16 protein-coding genes are annotated in these 19,424 nt (G+C 68.2%); 8 read left to right on the top strand and 8 right to left on the bottom strand.

Annotated features, from left to right (window positions below; translation table 11 throughout):
• Positions 1-83 precede the first annotated feature (83 nt).
• The 6 genes from ABZ622_RS22435 (at position 84) to ABZ622_RS22410 (ending at position 7,088) form a co-directional block, all read left to right on the top strand.
• Complete coding sequence (locus ABZ622_RS22435) at positions 84-368, top strand: hypothetical protein (RefSeq protein ID WP_360545752.1); 285 nt, start codon at positions 84-86, stop codon at positions 366-368.
• 530 nt (positions 369-898) lie between these two features.
• A complete protein-coding gene (gene abc-f, locus ABZ622_RS22430; protein WP_360545750.1) occupies positions 899-2,599 on the top strand; it encodes a ribosomal protection-like ABC-F family protein in 1,701 nt (566 codons plus the stop codon).
• A gap of 84 nt (positions 2,600-2,683) precedes the next feature.
• Positions 2,684-4,438 carry an ABC-F family ATP-binding cassette domain-containing protein gene (locus ABZ622_RS22425; RefSeq protein ID WP_360545748.1) on the top strand — a complete coding sequence of 585 codons (1,755 nt, stop codon included), beginning with the start codon at positions 2,684-2,686 and terminating at the stop codon, positions 4,436-4,438.
• A gap of 1 nt (position 4,439) precedes the next feature.
• Complete coding sequence (locus ABZ622_RS22420) at positions 4,440-5,030, top strand: CGNR zinc finger domain-containing protein (protein WP_360545746.1); 591 nt, start codon at positions 4,440-4,442, stop codon at positions 5,028-5,030.
• A 283-nt stretch (positions 5,031-5,313) separates the two neighbouring features.
• Positions 5,314-6,342 (top strand): ABC transporter ATP-binding protein, encoded by a 1,029-nt coding sequence (locus ABZ622_RS22415; protein WP_360545744.1) that lies wholly within the window; start codon positions 5,314-5,316, stop codon positions 6,340-6,342.
• On the top strand, positions 6,342-7,088 hold the full coding sequence (locus ABZ622_RS22410; protein WP_360545742.1) for an ABC transporter permease: 747 nt from the start codon (positions 6,342-6,344) through the stop codon (positions 7,086-7,088). The genes ABZ622_RS22415 and ABZ622_RS22410 overlap by 1 nt, the downstream gene beginning before the upstream one ends.
• A gap of 441 nt (positions 7,089-7,529) precedes the next feature.
• Here the strand turns inward: ABZ622_RS22410 and ABZ622_RS22405 are convergent, their stop codons facing one another.
• On the bottom strand, positions 7,530-8,165 hold the full coding sequence (locus ABZ622_RS22405; protein WP_360545740.1) for a ScbR family autoregulator-binding transcription factor: 636 nt from the start codon (positions 8,163-8,165) through the stop codon (positions 7,530-7,532).
• Positions 8,166-8,620: 455 nt separating this feature from the next.
• On the opposite strand from ABZ622_RS22405, the gene ABZ622_RS22400 reads away from it, so the two are divergent.
• Entirely contained in the window at positions 8,621-9,511 is an 891-nt protein-coding gene (locus tag ABZ622_RS22400; RefSeq protein ID WP_360545738.1) for a ScbA/BarX family gamma-butyrolactone biosynthesis protein, read from the top strand.
• An 85-nt stretch (positions 9,512-9,596) separates the two neighbouring features.
• On the opposite strand, the gene ABZ622_RS22395 is transcribed toward ABZ622_RS22400, so the two are convergent.
• Positions 9,597-10,448, bottom strand: coding sequence for an NAD(P)H-binding protein (locus tag ABZ622_RS22395; RefSeq protein WP_360545735.1), 852 nt, complete (start codon positions 10,446-10,448; stop codon positions 9,597-9,599).
• A 127-nt stretch (positions 10,449-10,575) separates the two neighbouring features.
• On the opposite strand from ABZ622_RS22395, the gene ABZ622_RS22390 reads away from it, so the two are divergent.
• Entirely contained in the window at positions 10,576-11,247 is a 672-nt protein-coding gene (locus tag ABZ622_RS22390; protein ID WP_342282906.1) for a ScbR family autoregulator-binding transcription factor, read from the top strand.
• A 26-nt stretch (positions 11,248-11,273) separates the two neighbouring features.
• Here ABZ622_RS22390 and ABZ622_RS22385 read toward each other — a convergent pair whose 3' ends face one another.
• From ABZ622_RS22385 to ABZ622_RS22360, 6 genes are all read right to left on the bottom strand, one after another.
• Positions 11,274-12,806, bottom strand: a complete 1,533-nt coding sequence (locus tag ABZ622_RS22385; protein ID WP_360545732.1) for an FAD-dependent monooxygenase — start codon at positions 12,804-12,806, stop codon at positions 11,274-11,276.
• Positions 12,807-13,014: 208 nt separating this feature from the next.
• Positions 13,015-13,404 carry a DUF6009 family protein gene (locus tag ABZ622_RS22380; protein WP_124723573.1) on the bottom strand — a complete coding sequence of 130 codons (390 nt, stop codon included), beginning with the start codon at positions 13,402-13,404 and terminating at the stop codon, positions 13,015-13,017.
• Positions 13,401-14,930: a phage/plasmid primase, P4 family gene (locus ABZ622_RS22375; protein WP_360545730.1), complete on the bottom strand. Its 1,530-nt coding sequence runs from the start codon at positions 14,928-14,930 to the stop codon at positions 13,401-13,403. Before ABZ622_RS22375 ends, ABZ622_RS22380 begins: the two co-directional genes overlap by 4 nt.
• Positions 14,927-16,039 (bottom strand): bifunctional DNA primase/polymerase, encoded by a 1,113-nt coding sequence (locus tag ABZ622_RS22370; RefSeq protein WP_360545728.1) that lies wholly within the window; start codon positions 16,037-16,039, stop codon positions 14,927-14,929. The genes ABZ622_RS22375 and ABZ622_RS22370 overlap by 4 nt, the downstream gene beginning before the upstream one ends.
• A gap of 722 nt (positions 16,040-16,761) precedes the next feature.
• Positions 16,762-18,030, bottom strand: coding sequence for a ParB/RepB/Spo0J family partition protein (locus ABZ622_RS22365; protein ID WP_360545726.1), 1,269 nt, complete (start codon positions 18,028-18,030; stop codon positions 16,762-16,764).
• Complete coding sequence (locus ABZ622_RS22360; RefSeq protein ID WP_360545724.1) at positions 18,027-19,277, bottom strand: ParA family protein; 1,251 nt, start codon at positions 19,275-19,277, stop codon at positions 18,027-18,029. Before ABZ622_RS22360 ends, ABZ622_RS22365 begins: the two co-directional genes overlap by 4 nt.
• Positions 19,278-19,424: the final 147 nt, after the last annotated feature.

Below are 19,424 nucleotides of genomic sequence, written 5' to 3'. Positions count from 1 at the left end.
CTTGACAGGTGACGACCCTGGTGCGACGCTGATACCAGCCCGGCGCTACGGCGCGATCCGCAACGATCGAGCGGAGTCCGGCCATGAACAGCACCACCACCGCCAACACCGCCACCACTGCGAGTACTGCGAAGCGTGCGGACACCCTGGAGACTGTGGGCGCCGCGAACACCGAGATCACCGAGATCGCGGTGGACAGCGCGGCAGCGGCCCGGCACGAGCGGTTCGGGAAGCTGCCCGAGCGCGTGCCCTACCAGGACATGGTCGAGGTGAGGCCCGCCTCGCCGAACGAGTCCGCGAGGGATGCGTACGACCCGGAGAGCTCGTGGATGTCCTTCTCCTGCCTGGCCGCCGACCTCGGCCTGTAGCCCACGCCGCTAGGGTCTTTCGTTTGGATCAGGTCGGATCAGGGAGCGGGGTCCGGTGTCGTGCATCGCAAGGCGGAGGAGGGCGACAGATGGGGTCTCCCCTGCTCGAGCGGAGTCGAGAGCTTGGGGAAGGAGCCATGGCAACCGACGACAACGCGGCGAGGTGCGGCACCGGGGCACGCGAGCCCGGCATGATCCAAACGAGAGGCCCTAGCCCCCACGCCCGTCCCGCGCCTGTTTCACACCTGCCCCGCGTCCGCTCCACGCCCGCCCCTCGTACGATCCCTCCCGCTCGCCGGAAAAACCGCGAGAGGTCGCCGAGGGGCGGCTGTTAAGCTCGCGAAAGCGTTGATCGCGTATCGAGGAGACCAGACATGGTGGGTGACGACGACATCTCGGGGTGAGACCCCGACCTGTCAGGCCAGCGGCCGATGCCCAGGAGCATCGCCGTCGTGGCCGTTCAGTCGTCCCCTTCTTCCATGTTCCGGGCAGCATTCTGCGTCTGCCCGTATCTCATTCGAGGTATCTCCATGTCCGACGCCGCCATCATCTGCTCGAACCTCTCCTTCGCCTGGCCCGACGACACCCCGGTCTTCGACGACCTGTCCTTCACCATGGGCAGCGGCCGGACGGGCCTGGTCGCGCCCAACGGCTCCGGCAAGAGCACCCTTCTCAAGCTGATCGCCGGCGAGCTGCGGCCCGGCACCGGGTCCGTGTCCGTGAACGGCACGCTCGGCCATCTCCCGCAGAGCCTCCCCCTCACCGGTGATCTCACGGTGGCCGAGGTCCTGGGCGTCGCCGAGGTGATCCGGGCCCTGGACGCCGTGGAGTCCGGGGACGTGAGCGAGGAACACTTCACGGCCATCGGCGACGACTGGGACATCGAGGAACGCACCCGGGCCCAGCTGGACCGGCTGGGCCTCGCCGGTCTGGCCCTCGACCGGAGCCTGAACACGCTCAGCGGCGGCCAGGTCGTCTCGCTCGGCCTCGCGGCCCAGCTGCTGAAACGGCCCGACGTACTGCTGCTCGACGAGCCGACCAACAACCTCGATCTCGACGCCCGCCATCGGCTCTACGACGTACTGGAGGACTGGAACGGCTGCCTCCTGCTGGTCAGCCACGACCGGGCGCTGCTCGACCGGATGGAGCGCATCGCCGAACTCGAACGCGGCGAACTGCGCTTCTACGGCGGCAACTTCAGCGAGTACGAAGAGGCGGTGCGGGCCGAGCAGGAGGTCGCCGAGAAGAACATCCGCAACGCCGAGCAGGAACTGAAGCGGGAGAAGCGGGAGATGCAGCAGGCCCGCGAACGCGCCGAGCGCCGCGCGAGCAACGCCGCCCGCAACCTCAAGAGCGCGGGCCTGCCACGCATCTTCGCCGGGAACATGAAGCGCGGCGCCCAGGAGTCCGCGGGCCGGTCCGGCCAGTTGCACTCCTCCCGGGTCTCCGACGCCAAGGCCAGGCTGGACGAGGCGGGGCGCGCCCTGCGCGACGAGCAGCGCATCACGCTGGACCTGCCGGACACCGTCGTGCCGGCCGGACGCACACTCGTGCTCGGCGAGCGGATGCAGGTACGCCACGGCGGCCGGGGCCTGTTCACCGAAGCGGGCGTCGACCTGACCGTCCGGGGCCCCGAGCGCATCGCGCTGACCGGTTCCAACGGCTCCGGGAAGACCACACTGCTGCGGCTGCTCAACGGCGAACTGGAGCTGGACGGCGGGCAGATCAAGCGGGCCGACGGCCGCATCGCCTACCTCTCGCAGCGGCTGGACCTGCTGGATCTCGACCGTACGGTCGCGGAGAACTTCACCGCGTCCGCACCGCACCGGACAGAGGCGGAGCGGATGAATCTGCTCGCCCGCTTCCTCTTCCGGGGCCCCCGGGCCCACCTTCCGGTCGGCGTGCTGTCCGGCGGCGAGCGGCTGCGCGCCACGCTGGCCTGCGTGCTGTGCGCCGAACCGGCTCCGCAGCTGCTGCTCCTGGACGAGCCGACGAACAACCTGGACCTGGTGAGCGCGGGCCAGTTGGAGAGCGCGCTGGGCTCATACCGGGGAGCGTTCGTGGTGGTCAGCCACGACGAGCGTTTTCTCGCCCGGATCGGCGTGGACCGGTGGCTGCGGCTGGCCGACGGCAGGCTGACGGAGACCGGAGCCCCGGAGACGGCAACGCGCGAAACGGGAACACACGGGACCGGGACGGGATCACGGGGAACCGGGACACCCGAGATGTGAGCCGCTGATGTGCCGACCGGGCCCGCGCCCGAGGTGGAACACCACCCGGCGGGCCGCAGCACCGATCACATCAGGTGGACCACCTTGTCTCGACCGTCCCTGCTCGCCCATGACGTCGTCCGTACCCTGGGAGCCAGGCGGGTTCTCGACGGCGTCTCCCTCACCGCCTCCCCCGGCCACCGCATCGGGCTGATCGGGGAGAACGGCGTCGGCAAGTCGACGCTGCTGCGGCTGCTCGCCGGAGCGGACGAACCCGATGCCGGGAGCATCACCCGCCCTGCCGACCTGGGCTTTCTGCACCAGGAGTTGCCGTTCGACGACGCGTCGACGATCGCCGACGTGCTGGACGAGGCGCTGCGCGAGGCCCGCGACGACCTGGCCGAGCTCGAACGCCTCACCGAGCGGCTCGCCCACGCACCGCAGGACTCTCCCGACTGTGCCGAGTTGCTCGACGCGTACGGCCGACAACTCGAACAGGCCCAGGACCGGGAGGCCTGGGACGCCGACCGGCGGGCCGCGATGGTGCTCGACGGGCTCGGCCTCGGCGCGTTCCGGCACGACCGGACGCTCGGCTCCCTCTCCGGCGGGCAGCGCGGCCGGCTGGCGCTTGCCGCTCTGCTGGTCCGGCGCCCTTCGGCGCTGCTGCTGGACGAGCCGACCAACCACCTCGACGACGGCGCCGCCGCCTTCCTGGAGGAGCAGGTGCGCGGTCTGCCCGGGGTCGTCGTGGTGGCCAGCCACGACCGGGCCTTCCTCGACGCCGTCTGCACGGATCTGGTCGACCTCGACCCGGCCATGGACGGCCCGGTCCGCTACGGCGGCAACTACAGCGCCTACCTGGGCGAGAAGCGCGCCGAGCGGGAACGCTGGGAGCGGCGGTACGCCGATGAGCAGGAGGAACTGGCGGCGCTGCGCCACTCGGCCGGGGTCACCGCGCGCCTCGTGGCGCCGGACCGTGAGCGGCGCGACAACGAGAAGATGGGCTACGGCCATCGCGCCGGACGGGTGCAGAGCCAGATCTCGCGACGGGTGCGCAATGCCACGCGCCGGCTGGACGGGCTGGAGCGCAGCCAGACCGGTGAGCCGCCGCAGCCGCTGCGATTCCACGGCACCGCACTGACCGTCACCGCGCCCGCCGAGAACCCGGTGGACGACTCCCCCAACCCCCTCAACCCCCTCAACTCTCCCAACTCCCCCAACTCCGTCGACTCCCCCGCCACCCTCGTCACCCTCGTCTCCCTGCGTGATGTACGGGTGCCGGGCAGGCTCGACGTCGCACGACTGGACATACCGGCGACCGAGCGCCTCCTCGTCACGGGCGGCAACGGCGCGGGGAAGTCGACGCTGTTGTCCGTGCTCGCCGGGCGTCTGGCGGCCGAGGGCGACGTGAGACGGCGGAAGGGGCTGACGGTGGGGCTGCTGGCCCAGGACACCGTGTTCTCCCACCCCGACCGGACCGGGCATGAGACCTATGAGCGCTCGCTCGGTGCCGAGCGGGTGGAGAAGGTCCCGCTGCGTTCGCTGGGGCTGCTGCACGAGGCAGACCTGGACAAGCCGGTCGGTCAGCTGTCGGTCGGTCAGCGCCGCCGGCTCGCGCTGGCGCTCCTGGTGGCGCGTCCGCCGGAGCTGCTGCTGCTCGACGAGCCGACGAACCACTTGTCCCCTCGGCTGTGCGACGAGCTGGAGGCCGCCCTGGGTGCCGGGCCCGGCGCGATCGTCCTGGCCAGCCACGACCGCTGGCTGCGCAGGCGCTGGCAGGGCCGCGAGATCCGGCTGCGCTCCGGCCGCGCGCACGGTGACGAGCCTTGCCCGCCCGATCGTCACCTGCCAGAATGGTGATGTGAACCTGGAACATGTCTTCGTATGCGGGAATCCGGCGCTCGACTTCGCCGCGACACTCCGGGCACGGCGCTCGGTGCGGTTCGAAATGCTCGCGACGCCGGAGCGGCTGAGGGCGTGGTACCTGGAATCGGGCATCGTCGACGCGGTCTCCCCCGGCGACCGGGCCGACGTCGACCGCGCGATCGCCGTGCGGGAGGCCGTCTACCAGCTGGTCACGGCCCGCCGCCTCGGCGAGGAGTACGCCGACGACGCCCTGGACGTGCTGAACGGTGCGGCGCGCAAACCGCCCGCCGCACCGCAGCTCACCGCCTCGGGGCGCTGGACGGAGGCGACGCCGGACGAAGCCCTGTCCACCGTGGCGCGCCAAGCGGTCGAACTCCTGAGCGGGCCGGACGTGCCCCTGCTCAAGGAGTGCGGCAACCCCGAGTGCACCCGCGTCTACATCGACCGCTCCCGCGGGATGCGGCGACAGTGGTGCGGCATGGAGTCCTGCGGGAACAAGATCAAGGCGGCCGCCTACCGCGCCCGCAAGAAGAGCGCGCACACGGCTGCCGCACATGGCGACCGCGCAGTAGCGACCGGACAGTAGTGACCGCACAGTAGCGACCGGACAGGCCCGGAATCCCGCTACGGTGCTCGGCGAAGCCACCACCCGGCACTACGGCACGTCGTTTCCGGCCACCGATCACCCGGCACATTCCTGCTGTGCGGAATCACCAACTACCGCACGGTGAATCGGGGCACGGCGATCCGTCCCCTTCAAGAAGTCGCGGATCCCCGTAACGGCGCCCGGTACAGGACGCGTTCTGCACGACTGAAATCCCCACATCTCTGTCTACCGAATGCCCGGCCGTCTCATTACAGTTCCGATCATGACAACAACACACGGGGCGATACCGGTGGTTAATTTCACCGGCGCTGTCAAGGAGTTCGGCGCAGTGCGCGCTGTCGACGGACTCGATCTCACCATCGGGCCGGGCGAAAGAGTCGCCCTGCTCGGTCGCAACGGCGCGGGCAAGTCGACGGCCATCGGTCTGCTGCTGGGTCTGGACGACCCGACCTCCGGCACGGTGGAACTGTTCGGGAAGCCCCCGAGCCATGCGGTGAGCGACGGCCGGGTCGGCGCGATGCTGCAGGATTCCAAGCCGGTTTCCCGGGTGACGGTGCGTGAACTGGTGTCCTTCGTGACCCGGACGTATCCCGATCCGATGCCGGTGGACGAGGCGCTGGAGCTGGCGGGCCTGGCCGACCTGGCGGGGCGGCGCGCGGACAAGCTCTCCGGCGGTCAGGCCCAGCGGGTCAGCTTCGCGGTCGCGCTGGCCGGTGACCCCGATCTGCTGGTGCTGGACGAGCCGACGGCCGCGCTCGACGTGGAGGCCCGCCGGCTGTTCTGGCAGTCGATGCGCGCGTTCACCGACCGGGGCAAGACGGTGCTGTTCTCCACGCACTACCTGGAGGAGGCGGACCAGAACGCCGACCGGATCGTCGTCATCGACAGCGGACAGCTGATAGCCGACGGAAGCGGCGCGGACATCAAGCACACGGTGGGGTCCAGCATGGTCTCCTTCACCGTGCCGGACGGGACGCTGCCGGACGGGACGCTGCCGGACGGGACGCTGCCGGACGGCCTGGCCGCGCTGCCGGGTGTGCTGTCGGTCGAGGTCGTGGACGGCCGGGTGCGGCTGCGTACGTCGGACTCGGACGCGACGGTCGGCGCCCTTCCGGGCGTGCTGTCGCCGCGGGGTCTCGAAGTCGCCCCAGCGGGCCTGGAGGACGCGTTCCTGGCCCTGACGGCGCACCACTCGGGTCGTGACGCGGACCGCCCGCTCGTTCCCTCCGCCCCCTCCATCCCCTCCGCCTCGTCCGATTCCGCTGTCCAGACCCCGAAGGCAGGCGCGTGATGGCCAGTTCGGTCGCCCTCGTTTCCAACTACGTAAATCTTGAACTGCGTCGTACGTTCCGTGACACCGGCTTCGTCATCTTCGGCATCGGCACGCCGGTGCTCATGTACATCATGTTCACCAATGTCGGCGGCGGCTCCGGCGGAACGGACGACTGGGCCGTGACCGCGATGGTGGGGCTGGCGTCGTACGGTGCGCTGAGCGCCGGTCTCAGCTCGGGCACTGCGGTCGCCGAGGACAAGGCCGTGGGGTGGCTGCGGCAGCTGCGGATCACACCGCTGTCTCCGGCGCAGGTGGTTCTCGGGCGGGCAGTGACCGGCTCGCTGATGGTGCTGCCGGCGATCGTGGTGGTCCTGCTCACGGCCATGATCGTCAATGGTGTACGGCTGGAGGCCTGGCAGTGGGTCGTGCTGACGCTGCTGCTGTGGGTCGGCTCGTTGCCGTTCACCATGCTCGGGATCGCCAACGGCTACCAGCTCTCGTCCCAGACCACGAACGTCACGAACATCGTCTGCAACCTGGCGCTCGCGCTGGTCGGTGGGCTGTGGTTCCCCATCACCGAGTTCCCGGGCTGGATGGCTTCGGTGGCCAAGTGGACGCCGGGTTACCGCTTCGGCGAGCTGGGCTGGCACACGACGGACGGCGAGGCGCCGAGCATGACGGGCATCGTGGTGCTGGTCGCCTGGCTGCTGATCTTCGGCGCGTACGCGGCTTATGCCTACCGCCGTTCCGGCCGTAAGGCATAAGCGATAAGGAACAGCGCACAGGACACAACACGCAAGAGACCGGTACTCGGGGGCTGCCCGTAAGACATATACAACGCGTGGCCAGTGGCCGCCGTATGCAAAAGTGCCGCAGCCCGAATCCACGGCACTCCCATTCGTGCCACCCACATTCCGATCCACCAATTGCACCACAGCGACCGGCCTTCAGTATTCCCCGAAGGTATTCGATGACCACTCCAGCACCACTGCAATCCGATTCATCACCACGGCAGCGCACCTTTCCGGCCACGGAGTGAAAGGGCGGGCGCAGTCAAAGGCGTCGGAAATATCGACGGTGTTCCGCGTGTCTCAGCACAGGATCGCCGCCAACCGTTCGCGCAACACGTCGTCGCCGCAACCGAGCACGAAGAAGCCCCGGTCCTTCGCACCGCGCGAATGACCGGGGCTCCATCACACCACCGCCTACGGACTCCGGGTCCCTCCGGCCTCGATTACGGCGAGACGTACCGCCGGCACCAGCGACGGCAGCAGCAGCCGCCAGAACCGCGCCACCGTCGACGCCGCGAGCCACGTCGAGTCCCGCACCCCGAGCACCTCGAATCCCACGGTAGCGGCCACCACGGCGGTGCCCACGTCCCTGATCTCGGCCCCCCGGCACAGCTCGCCCTCGGCCTCGGCCCGTTGCAGCGTCTCCTCGACCCAGCAGCGCCAGCGCTCCCGCAGATCCACCCGGCGCGCGCGGGACGTCTCACCGCTCAGCGCGAATCCGACGCGCAGCACCACATCGCCGCGCAGCGCGTCGGCGAGCGCATGGGTGACGTCGACGAGAAGCTGCACATGACTCGCCCCGAGTGGCAACGTGCTGCTCGTGACGGCCAGCAACCTGGTCAGCGCCACCTCCTCGACGACGTCCACCAGGGCGGCCTTGCTGGCGAAGTGAAAGTGCAGCGCCCCGTTGCTCACCCCCGCTCGTGAGCTGATCGCGGTGAGCGACGCCGTCGAGATGCCATCACGGTCGAATACCTCGGCCGCGGACCGGATCAGGGTGTCACGCGTACGCACCGCACGTTCCTGTTTGGCCATCAACTGCTCCGTCATTGCCAGAAGTTGCCGTGCTTGCCAAAGGGCAGGCGGCAACTATAACAAACCGTACATGCGGTTTTTGAAGGATCTCTCACCCATCCACCAAAACCCCGAAGCGGCCCAACCGTGCGGCAGAACACCGCGGCGCATCTCGATCCACAAGGCCAAGAGCTACGCAAACCCCTGCTCCAGAACGCTTCGGCCTGGCCCGTTCCCAAAAACAGGCGAATCGGAGTGAACCCCTCCGCTGTTTGTGGGTCAGAAGGAGCCAAGAACACTAGAAATTAAACCGGCTGGTCTGTATTTTCGGGCCAAGGAACAGCCTCTACCACACCTCTCGCACCCGCACAGGGGGAGCAATGTCTGCGAGCACGTTTCAGGTCGAACAGACAGCGTTCGACGGAGAATTGGCAAGGGGCGCCAAGGCGTCCACGATCAAGCCCGGCGGCTTCTACCCCACCACTTTGACTATGACCGTTCCCAAAGAACTCGTACACCGGACCACTGTCTCGGAGGTCATGCTCACCGACTGGGACCGCGTCGACGACACCCGCTTCGTCGTGTCCGCCCAGTGGCCGCGCGGCCACAGCTTCTTCACCCCGGTCGCGGACGGCTACCACGATCCGCTCATAGGCTGCGAGACGGTCCGCCAGATCGGCATACTCCTGGGGCACGCGGAGTTCGGGGTGCCCTTCGGCCACCAGTTCCTCGTCTGGGACCTCGACTTCTCCGTACGTCCGCAGTATCTGCTGATGGGGTACGAGCCGGCTTCTCTCAGCATCGACGTGCACTGCACGGAGATCAACCGGCGGGGCCGGAACCTGTCGGGGCTGCGCTTCGAGGCGGTCTTCCACCATGACGGGAACACCGTCGCGACCGGTGGCGGCTCTTTCTCTTGCATGGCGCCCGCGGTCTACCGTCGGGTGCGCGGCGAGCACATTCCCGGCGGGGAGCGGTACCAGATGCCGCTGAGCAGCCCGGCAGCCCCGCAGAGCGTCGGGCGCATGTCCCCCATGGACGTGGTGCTCTCCCCCACCAACGAGCAGAACCACTGGCAGCTGCGGGTGGACACCCGCCACCCCGTGCTCTTCGAGCATGCGGTCGACCATGTGCCGGGCATGGTGCTCGTCGAAGCCGCCCGCCAGGCCACGGCGGCGGCCCTCGGCCGGTCGTCCTACCTCCCACTCACCATCGCCAATGAGTTCAAGCGGTACGTCGAACTGGACTTCCCGTGCACGATCGAGGCGGCAGTGCTGCCCGACACCTCCTCCGAGGGCCACCGGAGCGTCCTGGTGACCGCTCATCAGGACGGTGCACTGGTCTTCAGCTCCACGGTGACCGCGGGGCCGCACGGGGTCTGATCCGTGCCGAACAGTGACTCAACCGTGCCGGACGGCGGCCGCCCACCTGGGCAGCCGCCGTCCCTGCGTCCTCACCTGTGCGTCCTCACCGGTCCCCGTTCCCGAAGGCACCCAGGTGATCGCCCGCCCATCCGCGGAAGGTCCCGGCCGGCCGGCCGAGCAGAGCGGCGACCGTGCCGTCCACCGCCGCCTTGGCGCCCTCACGGCCGCGCTCCGCGCTCTCCAGCAGCGCCTCGACGATGTCCGCCGGATAGCGCGCGCCCAGCGCGGCACGCGCCCGCTCAGGGCCCAGCTCCTCGAACCGGAGCGGACGGCGCAGCAGTTCCGCGAGCTGGGCCGTCTGCTCGACCGCGGAGACCGCCTCCGGTCCGGTCAGGGTGTGGGTCCGGCCCGCGTGGCCGTCCTCGGTGAGGGCGCATACCGCAACCTCCGCCACGTCGCGAGGATCGACGCAGGCGTTGGACGACGACCCGTGCAGGGCCCGTACGACGTCGCCCGAGCGAATGGAGCCGGCCCAGGAAAGCGCGTTGGACATGAACGCGCGGGGACGCAGCAAGGTCCACTCCATACCGGATGCGCGCAACAGCTCTTCGTTACGGCGTTGCCACCGGGTGATCAGGTCCTCGGCCCGGCTGTCGGCGACCGCGGCGGCGGACAGCTTCACCACGTGCCGCACCCCCGCCGACCGGGCGGCCCGGATGAAGCCCGCGTCGTCGTCACCGCCTGGGTTGGTCACCAGAAAAACGGTGCGAACACCACGCAGAACACCCGCCAGTGATCCCGGATCCGAGAAATCTCCGTGGACGATCTCGGCCGCCGCTCCCGCTCCCGTGACCCGTCCCGGATCCCTGGCCATGATGCGAACTGCCAGGTCAGCAGGGATCCTTCGGACAACTTCCCGCCCGATGGTCCCCGTGGCACCGGTGACAAGAATCATTGGTTTTGCCTCTCTTGCCCGACATTCTCCCGGCCGGTACTGCCAAGGAAGCGGCCTGTAAGATACGAACTGGACGGTTTCTTTACCGCCACCCGACGTTCACCACCCTGAGGAGGGAGGAGGCAGAGTGGCTGAGCAGCTACGAGCCATCCGTACCCGTCAGACGATCCTTTCGGCAGCGGCCAAGATCTTCGAGGAACACGGGTACCAAGCGGCCACGATCTCCCAGATCCTCACCGAGGCAGGAGTCACCAAGGGCGCCCTGTACTTCCACTTCCACTCCAAGGAAGATCTGGCCCAGGGAGTCCTCGCCGAGCAGGACCAGCGCATCATCGTCCCTCCCCGCGTCTCCAAGGTGCAGGAGATCGTGGATGTCGTGATGCTCCAGGCCCACCGGCTGCAGACCGACCCCATGGTCCGGGCCGGCGTGCGGCTGACCATGGACCAGCTGGCGCAGAACCTCGATCGCAGCGGTCCGTTTCTGCGTTGGGTCGAGGTCGGCCTCGACCTGCTCCAACAGGCGCAGGCCCAGGGCGAGTTGCTCCCACACATCTCGCCGTCCGAGACGGCCGATGTCATCGTGGGTTCCTTCGCCGGCATCCAGTCCATGTCGCAGGCCGTCTGCGAGTACCGCGACCTGGTGGGCCGGGTCTCCGCCCTGATGCGCCACGTACTGCCCAGTGCGGTGGTGCCCTCGATCCTCGCCTCGCTCGATCTTTCCGAGGGCCGGGGAGCCGCGGTCTACGACGAGGCGTTGAAGGCGGCCGAGATGCGGGACCTGGTCGAAGCGACCGGCTGAGCACCGCTCGTGGCTGCGGGGCACCGTCAACGACGCCCCGCAGCCACAGCGCCCTCGGCGAAGTACTCCGACAACGCCTCCTTCAGGTCACGACCGCCCGGCACCCAGGCGATGTAGCCGTCGGGCCGCACCAGCAACGCGTCGTACGGCACCTCGGCGGTGGGCCGGGCGCGCACCACATTCAGGATCCCCGCCCATTCCCGGGCCGTCTCCCGCCGGTCGGCGCCCCCCTCGCCGAAGAGCAGCAGCAACGGCCTGCCCTGGCGCAGCAGCCCGATCACATCGGTCTCTCCATCCGCCGTACTGAGCACCGCATTGCACAGGAACGTCCCCGTCGCTCCACCGGAGGCCCCACCGTCCCGGTCGTCCGGGAGCACCGTGTCCTGGGCACTGATCAGACCGCCGAGATGCCCGTGCTCACGGTCCGCCGACAGGATTCCGGTGAACACCCGGCGCAGCGCGTCGAGTTCGGTACCGGGCCGCATCAGCGCCAGCTGCGCCTGCGTCTGTTCGATGACCTGCCGGGCCACCGGACGGCGCTCCAGGCCATAGGTGTCCAGCAGCCCCGCGCCCGCCGAGCCGTGCACCGCCAGCGCCAGCTTCCAGCCCAGGTTGAGGGCGTCCAGCACCCCGGCGCTGAGGCCCTGCCCGCCGATCGGGAAGTGCACATGCGCAGCGTCGCCCACCAGGAAGACCCGCCCCGCGCGGTAGCTCCTGGCCAGCCGCGCGAAGTCGCTGAACCTGCTGAGCCAGCGCGGCTCGTCCATCGCGATGTCCCGGCCGGCGATCCAGGAGACCTCCTGCCGCAACTCCTCCAGAGTGAGCGGCAGTTGTCGATCCGCGTGGGCGCCGGTGCAGTTCAGCGTCCGGATGTGTGTCCGGCCCTCCGCGTCACGCTTGGCCACGATCCAGCCGCGCGGGGTCTGGTGCCAGCCCTTGGTGAGATCGTCCGGCTGCGCGAGCATGACGGTCCCCATGAGCGCGGACACCGTCGCCGGGTGGGTGTCGGAGGCGATACCCACCCGGGCCCGGACCGTGCTGCGGGCGCCGTCCGCCCCCACCGCGTACTCGGCGAGACAGACCACGCTCCCCTGCGGCCCATCGGCCGTGACCCGTACCCCGCCGCCCTCCTGGACGAGCTCGGTGACCCGGTGCTCACGCAGGATCCGTGCCCCGGCCGCCAGTGCCCGCTCCTCGAAGTGCCGCTCCAGCTCGGCCTGGGGGCACTTGAGGATCGGCTCGGGCTCGCGCGCGGGAGCCGTGATGACCAGTCCTGGCAGCCCCGCGAAGTGGAAGGCACTCTCCGCCGCGCCACCGGTGTACGGATATCCCTGCCCCGGCAGGTGGCCGCGCCGAGCCAGCGTCTGCACCGCCCGGGCGTGCAGCGTGGTCGCCTTGGGCTGCTCGGACACCTCGGCCCTGGACTCCAGGAGCACTGTGTCGACTCCGTACCCGGCGAGCTCGGCGGCGATGAGCATGCCCACCGGTCCCCCACCGACCACCACGACCTGTGCCCGCACCGGCTGTTCCCCCTGCACCGCGACGCCTCCCCTGGCCATGATCCATCCCCGTGGAAAAATATACCGGACGGCCTGTTTCTAATCCATCCGCCGAGGAAACCGGCCGCCGAGCCGTGCCCAACTGCGCCCGACACCGGTCCAGGAGCCGAAGTCAAAGCCGAAGTCAAAGCCGAAGCCAAAACCGAAGCCAAAGCTGAAGCTGAAGCTGAAGTCGAGGCTGAGACCACGGCTGGAGTCGAGGCTGAGACTACGGCTGAAGCTCCCGCATCGTGGACGACATCGGACCGCCTTCTGAACGCTCGGTCTTGTGCCCCTTGCTGCCCGGCGCCAGCGTCCGCACATCCACGGCTTCCGCCGGCGCCCCCCTCGCGTACAGCCCGTCGGGCTCGGTGTCCCGGTCGTGCGGAAGCAACCAGAACACCCGCCGCCGGAACGTACCCGAGGAACGGGAAGGCTTGGCCTTCGGACCCAGCAGCGCGTACCCGACCATCCGGCCGTCACGGTGGTACGCGGGTCTCCCCCGCCGGGTCGGCAACCGGTCCAGGCTCTGACGGACATAGTCGAGCCGACTGATGTCCTCAAGCCAGACGAGATCCATCTCGTCGACGATCTCGTCCTCTGCGATGAGGGCACTCATACTGTCTCCTCGTCCGCGAGCAGGCCGATGCCCGGGTAGTACTTGCGCTGGTTGGAAAGGATCATTTCCTTCGGTGACGCCAGTCCCACCACCTCGCGGACACGTGCCGCGAAGGCCCGGGACGATATCGCCGGCGCCCCCTCATTCTGGCACCAGCTCCTGTAGGCCGCGTAGAGCTGGGATTGCTCTGCGCGCAGATCGGCTTCAAGCCGACAGGTCTCGTGGACGAAGCGCCCGGTGTGGTCCTCGGTCTCGGCGTACGCCGTGGTCGCGATGCGGACCCGCTCGGGGCCCGTCAGGTCCTTGTCGCCCCCGAGGTAGCGGCGGGCGCCCTCGATGAGCCAGTTGAGGATGCCCGGACCTTCCTGGGTGACGAGGATGTCCGCCAGGTTGTCGATCTTGCGATCGTCGGAGACGACCCGCTCGAACGGGATCAGCCGCATACGCCGCCAGAACGCGAAGCCGCCCGTGCCCACCTCGGGCCGGTGATTGCCGAGCAGCCACATCTTGTGCGTCGGTTCGAAGCTGAAGAAGTCCTGCCGCATCCGGCGCGCCTTGATCCGGTCGCCACCGGTCAGCAGCTTGACCCGGGCCTCGTCAAAGCGGTCCCCCGGCTTGACCTCGCTGCACACGATCACGCGCCGGCCGTGCAGCTCCGCCAGATCGGTGGGATGCCCCTCGTACGGACGCGACATCAAAAACCCCGGAGGCGCCGCGTCCGCGTAGTCCCCGAGCAACTTCATCAAGACGTCCAGCAGTACGGACTTTCCGTTCTTCCCGGAGCCAAACAGGAACGGCATGACCTGGGCGCCGACATCCCCCGTGACCGAGTAGCCGAGCAGCAATTGGAGAAAGTCGATCATCTCCGCACCGTCCGGCCCCTCACCGAAGGTGTCGGTCAGGAACCGGTTCCAACGCGGCGTCGGCATCGGCTCCGGCGCGGCCGAGGTCGACCGGGAATGGAAGTCCTTCGTGGGCTCGGCGGGACGAATGCGCCCCGAACGCAGATCGACGACGCCTGCGGGCGTACACAACGCGTACGGATCCGCGTCCAGCCGCGCCGCGTTGAGCACCATCCCCGGGGCTGACTTCGCCTGGGTCAGCATCGCGTTCATCCCGCTGGTGCTCAGCGTGCGGCGGCGATGCTGCTGCAACGCTGTCGGGGTGTAGACGCCTCGCGGATCCGTAGTGGCAATGGACTCCGCCAGATCGCCCGCCGACCACATCACCGTGTCGTCCTCGTCGATCTGCCACCGGGTGCCGTCCCACCGGTACCAGCCGATCCCGGGGACGTGCCGGTAGTCGTTGCAGTAGAGCTTGACGAACAGCTTGGCGTTCCCGCGGTCGGTCAGTGTGTCGGGCAGCAACCCGTCCGCCGTCGCCTCGCCTTCCCCCTGCGCGGCAGCAGCCTGATACCGCGCGGACTCTTCGCTCTGCCGGGGCGCCGGAACCGGCTGCGCAAGGATCTGCGCGGCCACCGCCTGAACGTCGAAGGCAGAGAGTGCTCTCTCCTCGTCCACAGTCATGCCCGCCCCCCGAGGGACAGCGGGCGGGACAGACCTGCGCTCAGACCACCCCGGATGATCGCCAGACAACGCCGCTGCTGCCCCGGACGGGCCCGCTCGGCCGCGTCCTGCAACACCCGCGTCGCCTCGTCCTCGGTGAGGTGCCCCGCCGCGACCAGACCTCCTGCGGTGTACGCGGCCCGGTTCAACTTCTCGGAGAACGCGGCGCCTTCGGATACCGCCGCACACGCGACGACCTCGGCGAGAACTCCGGTCAGCACCCGGTCCCCCACACCACGGCCACCACCGGCCGCGAGAACCGCCTGCCGGGCACGGGGCGGCACCGGCCGGGTTCCCGGCACGGAAGCAGACGGCAGATGCCCGGTGCGCTCCAGTTCCCTGGCAAGCCAGGCGGGAAGCGCAGCCGGTACGCGCACTGGCCCCACGGGCCGGTAGACCCCCGCAGGGGTCACGGTCCCGGGCGCCACGATGTACCCGCCGTGCGCCCGGACGTCGACCTGCCAGGCGAGCGCGCGGCCACCGCCCGACCCGGAGGAACACTGCCACCGGTGACCGCTGTCGTTGCGGTACCACACGTGGAGCCCCCCGGACGGGGTACGGACACGCAGCGTCGACTCGTCGTCCGCCGGGCTGGCAGTGCCACGCAGGGCAGCCAGCACACCCAGTGTGTGGAAGCCATTGGCCAGCCCGGTCAGGTCGACGCCTGCGGAGATCCCGACACCGGGCAGCAGCCGGTCACGGTCGGGGAGTTCACACGCATGCGCATCGATATCGATGACTACGAGGCCGGCAGGACCGGTGGCAACTCCCACCCCGAGATCGGGCCGGGATCCCCACCACTGCTGGATCCGGTCGAAATCAAGCGTCGCCGCATGAAAACCATGACACCAGCGACCCTCACGAATACAGTCGCACCCCCCTCGGGCATGACCTTGAACGCGGCACACCTCACAGTTGCCCACAGGCGTTTTACGGCCCGGAGCAAGAGGATGAACCGGCCACCCCTGGCGCGCACACCACGAGGCAGTTGTCAGAGGCTGCGCAGCGACCGATGCAGATCTTCCGAACTGCCGTTGGTCGCTGCGCGAAACCTGCAGCTCAGCTGCCATTCACTTCCCCCATCAGCGACTGAAGCGACTCAACTCCCAAAATCAGATTAGCGAAATCTGGGGGAGAGGAGAGGCACATGGGACAGAACAGGTGTACGCATCTGCAAGATGCTCCAGCGAAGGCACGACCGAGGGCCCAGAGACGGACGGTCGCTCAGTCGCTGACCAACAGACGCATGGAACCGCAGGTCAGAGGCCTGTTCGGCACAGAACAGCGACTGAAGCGACTCAAGCTCGCCATATATGACGCACACACGCGCTCACACGCACACGCACGAATGTCTCCATATACCTGAAACTTGAGTCGCTTCAGTCGCTGTTCCCCCAACAAGCCCCTCTGACCTGCGGTTTTCCCTCGTAGAACGAAGCGACTCAACGCTGATTCAGTCGCTGACATCCAGTCGCTGAGCCCACTCCCCCACCGCTCAAGCCACTCAAGCCGGTCTCCGTCCAGGCTCAAGCGGCTTCCCCTTCGACTGCGCTCACAGCACAAACCAGCCAGTCGCGCCTGTCGAGGTCATGAAACTGCAGGCCGGACAACCGGAGTTCTGTCACACCGGCAGCCAACACACCTGCTGCGCCGAGCAGTTCCTCGCCCGCCCCACCACTACAGGCCGGCCCGCAGCAGACCACCCCGGTGAGCGGGCCGTGGCCGTGGCGGAGGTGGGCCAGGAACCGGAGTCCATACCCCGGCACCCCGGCCCACCTCCCCACCGGACCACTCATCGAACCGAGTTGGTGCCCTCGGCAAGAATCCTGTCGACAAGGATCTTCCGCTGAGCCTCGTCCATCTTCCTCAGAACAAGGTCGGCAACCTGATGACCGTCGTGCCAGGGCATCTTCGTAACCTTGCCGAGTGCAACGATGCCCGACTCCCCCGGGGCCAGCTGAGCCGGAGCGACCTGACGTCCGGCGCGTTCCGACCGCTGCCCGGGCACTTCATCGTGCGTCGCCGACACCTCTTCCCGGGCCTCGGAGCTATCACGCCGTGATAGCTCCGAGGCCCGAGCTCCCGGATTATCACGGCGTGATAGGTCGGCTTGCTCCTCGCTCGGGCTATCACGCCGTGATAGATCGGCTTGGCTCTCCCCCGAACTATCACGCCGTGATAGCTCTGCCGGAGCCTCCCCCGGATTATCACGCCGTGATACTTCCGACCGATGTTCCCCAGAGCTATCCGGGACGGCGAGACCATCTGACGTATCGGCCCCACCCCCCGACTCATCCGCATTCCCGCTCTCCGAGCTATCACGCCGTGATAGCTCGCGTACCGCCGAGCGTCGCTGAACCCCTGCGGCAGCCCGCGCATCCGCCTGCTGGCGTTGCTCCTCGGGCGGCAGCTTGGAGAGATTCCGTACGTGCTCGATCTTGCGGCGCCCCTCCACCAGATCCGACTGGAGCTGGGGATCGAGGTCGAGGACGGAGAGCTTCGACGAAATGGTCGACTGCGCGATGCCGAGCCTCTTGGCAGCCTTGGTCTGAGAACCGTAGAAGTCGACGAGCGTACGAAGCGCCTGCGCCTGCTCCAGCGGGTTCATGTCGTCACGGTGGACGTTGGCCACGAACGCTGCCTCAAGCAGCGCCTCGTCCGTAGAGACCAGGGCGTTGTCGACGCTGACGCGAATCTTCGCAGCACCGGCAAGACGGGCCGCGGCAAGACGCCGATGGCCGTCGACGACGATGTACCGCGCCCCCTCGTCGAGGTCGGCCGCACGGTGCGGACGCTCTTCCAGGTAGGCCTCGATCGAAGCCACCGTTACAGCGTTGACAAGGCCGATCTCCGCAATGCTCTCTGCCAGCCCCTCAAGATCGCGCAGCTCCTCGCGGGGGTTGTCGGGGTTCTGGCTGATGAGGTTCAGAGAGAGCTCGGTCGGATCGGGGACGCCGGCCGTCGGCACACCCGTAGCCGCACCGATCGCGGCCCGCCGGGCACTGATGGGGCGGGCCTGGGCGAAGGAGGAACCGGCCCCAAGGTTCTTGGCCTTGCTCACTTGCTGATCTCCCGGGCGAGGGCGCGAAGCGCAACGGACTGTTCGCAGCGGGGTGCATAGGCAAGAAGCGGCCGCTTGGCACGGACGGCTTCCTTCTGTTCCTTGAGGTCTCCGATGACGCCCACGACTCGCGGATCCTTTATGGCCATCCAGGACTGGAGCGAGGAGGTGGCGATGTAACCGCGACGGGCGTCGTAGTGGTTGACGACCAGGCCGAGGTAGTCGACGTCGAGAGCGAGGTCATTGCGCATGTCCTCGATCTGCGACGTGAGCAGCTCGTAGGCGTCGGCGCTGCTGTCCTCGGCCTGGACCACGATGAGAACACCGGAGTTGCCCGGCACTTCCTGCGGGCGACGGCGCCCGTAGTAGGTGGCAGCGTCCATGCTGAGCCCAAGGCTCGGAGGGCAGTCGATCAGGATGACGTCGTAGTCGGGCTCGACTGCGGCAAGGGCTCGTTCGAGGGCCGACTCCCGTGCACGGACGGAGGCGAGTCGTACATCGAGGAGAAAGGCATCGGTGCAGGCAGGCAGAAGGTGCAGGCGCCCACCGAACCGGTCCTCCTCGATCGGCACGATGAGATCGCTCAGCGAACCCTTGCCATCACCAGCCATGTGATTGGTGAGGGAGTCCCCATCCATGGCCAGGGGAGCGTGGCCCAGTTGCTTAGTGAGGTGCCCCTGGGGGTCGAAGTCGACGAGCAGGACACGCTGCCCAAGACCGGGCAGATCCTCCAGCGCGAGCGGATCGCCGACAGCTTCCTGGTCCTCTTCGAGGAGCGCGGCGAAGTGCTTGGAAACACGGACCGGCACCAGGGAGGTGGAGTCCTCCGCGAGAGCCTCGCCGGTCCCGGCAGTGACGGCGGTCTTGCCGACGCCGCCCTTCTGGTTGCAGATGACGACGCGTCGGACGATGTCGGGGCGCTTCACCACAGGTGCGGGATGGCTGTCCAGCCACACCCGTACGGACTGGGCCAGGCCCTGGATGAGGGAGACCCCGCGACGCTTGCAGTCAGAGCGGAATCCGGTCCACAGGGGAGAGGGCAGGAACGTCGCGAAGGACTCCGCCCTGGAAGTGTCGATGGGGGAGAGGTTGGATCCGAGACCGCGCCATGCCGTAATGCCGGCTTCGACGGCGTCTTGCATGTCGATGCCGTGCTGAACGGCGCGGACCTTGAGTTCCTGGCGAAGCCAGGAGGGCAGCTTCGAGACGACCTTCTCTCGGTCGCCCCTGGTGTCGGGTGTCGTCATAGTTCGTCACTCTACTAACGCCATAGATCCATTGAGCGCACGACGCGTTAGCTGTGTCGTCTTTTTTGTTGTGGGGGAGCTATCACGGCGTGTATATGACACCACATAAAATCACAAAAAAAAAAAAAAAAAATGTTTTTAGTGGTG

It is taken from the genome of Streptomyces sp. NPDC007164 (assembly GCF_040634135.1).
GTDB classification, from domain to species: domain Bacteria; phylum Actinomycetota; class Actinomycetes; order Streptomycetales; family Streptomycetaceae; genus Streptomyces; species Streptomyces sanglieri.
This window is presented reverse-complemented; position numbering and strand designations above follow the sequence as displayed.

Excerpts from the sequence above, each read along its gene's own strand:
- ABZ622_RS22375 (WP_360545730.1), bottom strand. The coding sequence starts at position 14,930 with ATGACTGTGGACGAGGAGAGAGCACTCTCTGCCTTCGACGTTCAGGCG.
- ABZ622_RS22410 (WP_360545742.1), top strand. The coding sequence starts at position 6,342 with ATGGCCAGTTCGGTCGCCCTCGTTTCCAACTACGTAAATCTTGAACTG.
- ABZ622_RS22435 (WP_360545752.1), top strand. The coding sequence starts at position 84 with ATGAACAGCACCACCACCGCCAACACCGCCACCACTGCGAGTACTGCG.
- ABZ622_RS22370 (WP_360545728.1), bottom strand. The coding sequence starts at position 16,039 with ATGGCAGCTGAGCTGCAGGTTTCGCGCAGCGACCAACGGCAGTTCGGA.
- ABZ622_RS22415 (WP_360545744.1), top strand. The coding sequence starts at position 5,314 with ATGACAACAACACACGGGGCGATACCGGTGGTTAATTTCACCGGCGCT.
- ABZ622_RS22360 (WP_360545724.1), bottom strand. The coding sequence starts at position 19,277 with ATGACGACACCCGACACCAGGGGCGACCGAGAGAAGGTCGTCTCGAAG.
- ABZ622_RS22395 (WP_360545735.1), bottom strand. The coding sequence starts at position 10,448 with ATGATTCTTGTCACCGGTGCCACGGGGACCATCGGGCGGGAAGTTGTC.
- abc-f (WP_360545750.1), top strand. The coding sequence starts at position 899 with ATGTCCGACGCCGCCATCATCTGCTCGAACCTCTCCTTCGCCTGGCCC.
- ABZ622_RS22400 (WP_360545738.1), top strand. The coding sequence starts at position 8,621 with ATGACCGTTCCCAAAGAACTCGTACACCGGACCACTGTCTCGGAGGTC.
- ABZ622_RS22405 (WP_360545740.1), bottom strand. The coding sequence starts at position 8,165 with ATGACGGAGCAGTTGATGGCCAAACAGGAACGTGCGGTGCGTACGCGT.
- ABZ622_RS22380 (WP_124723573.1), bottom strand. The coding sequence starts at position 13,404 with ATGAGTGCCCTCATCGCAGAGGACGAGATCGTCGACGAGATGGATCTC.
- ABZ622_RS22385 (WP_360545732.1), bottom strand. The coding sequence starts at position 12,806 with ATGGCCAGGGGAGGCGTCGCGGTGCAGGGGGAACAGCCGGTGCGGGCA.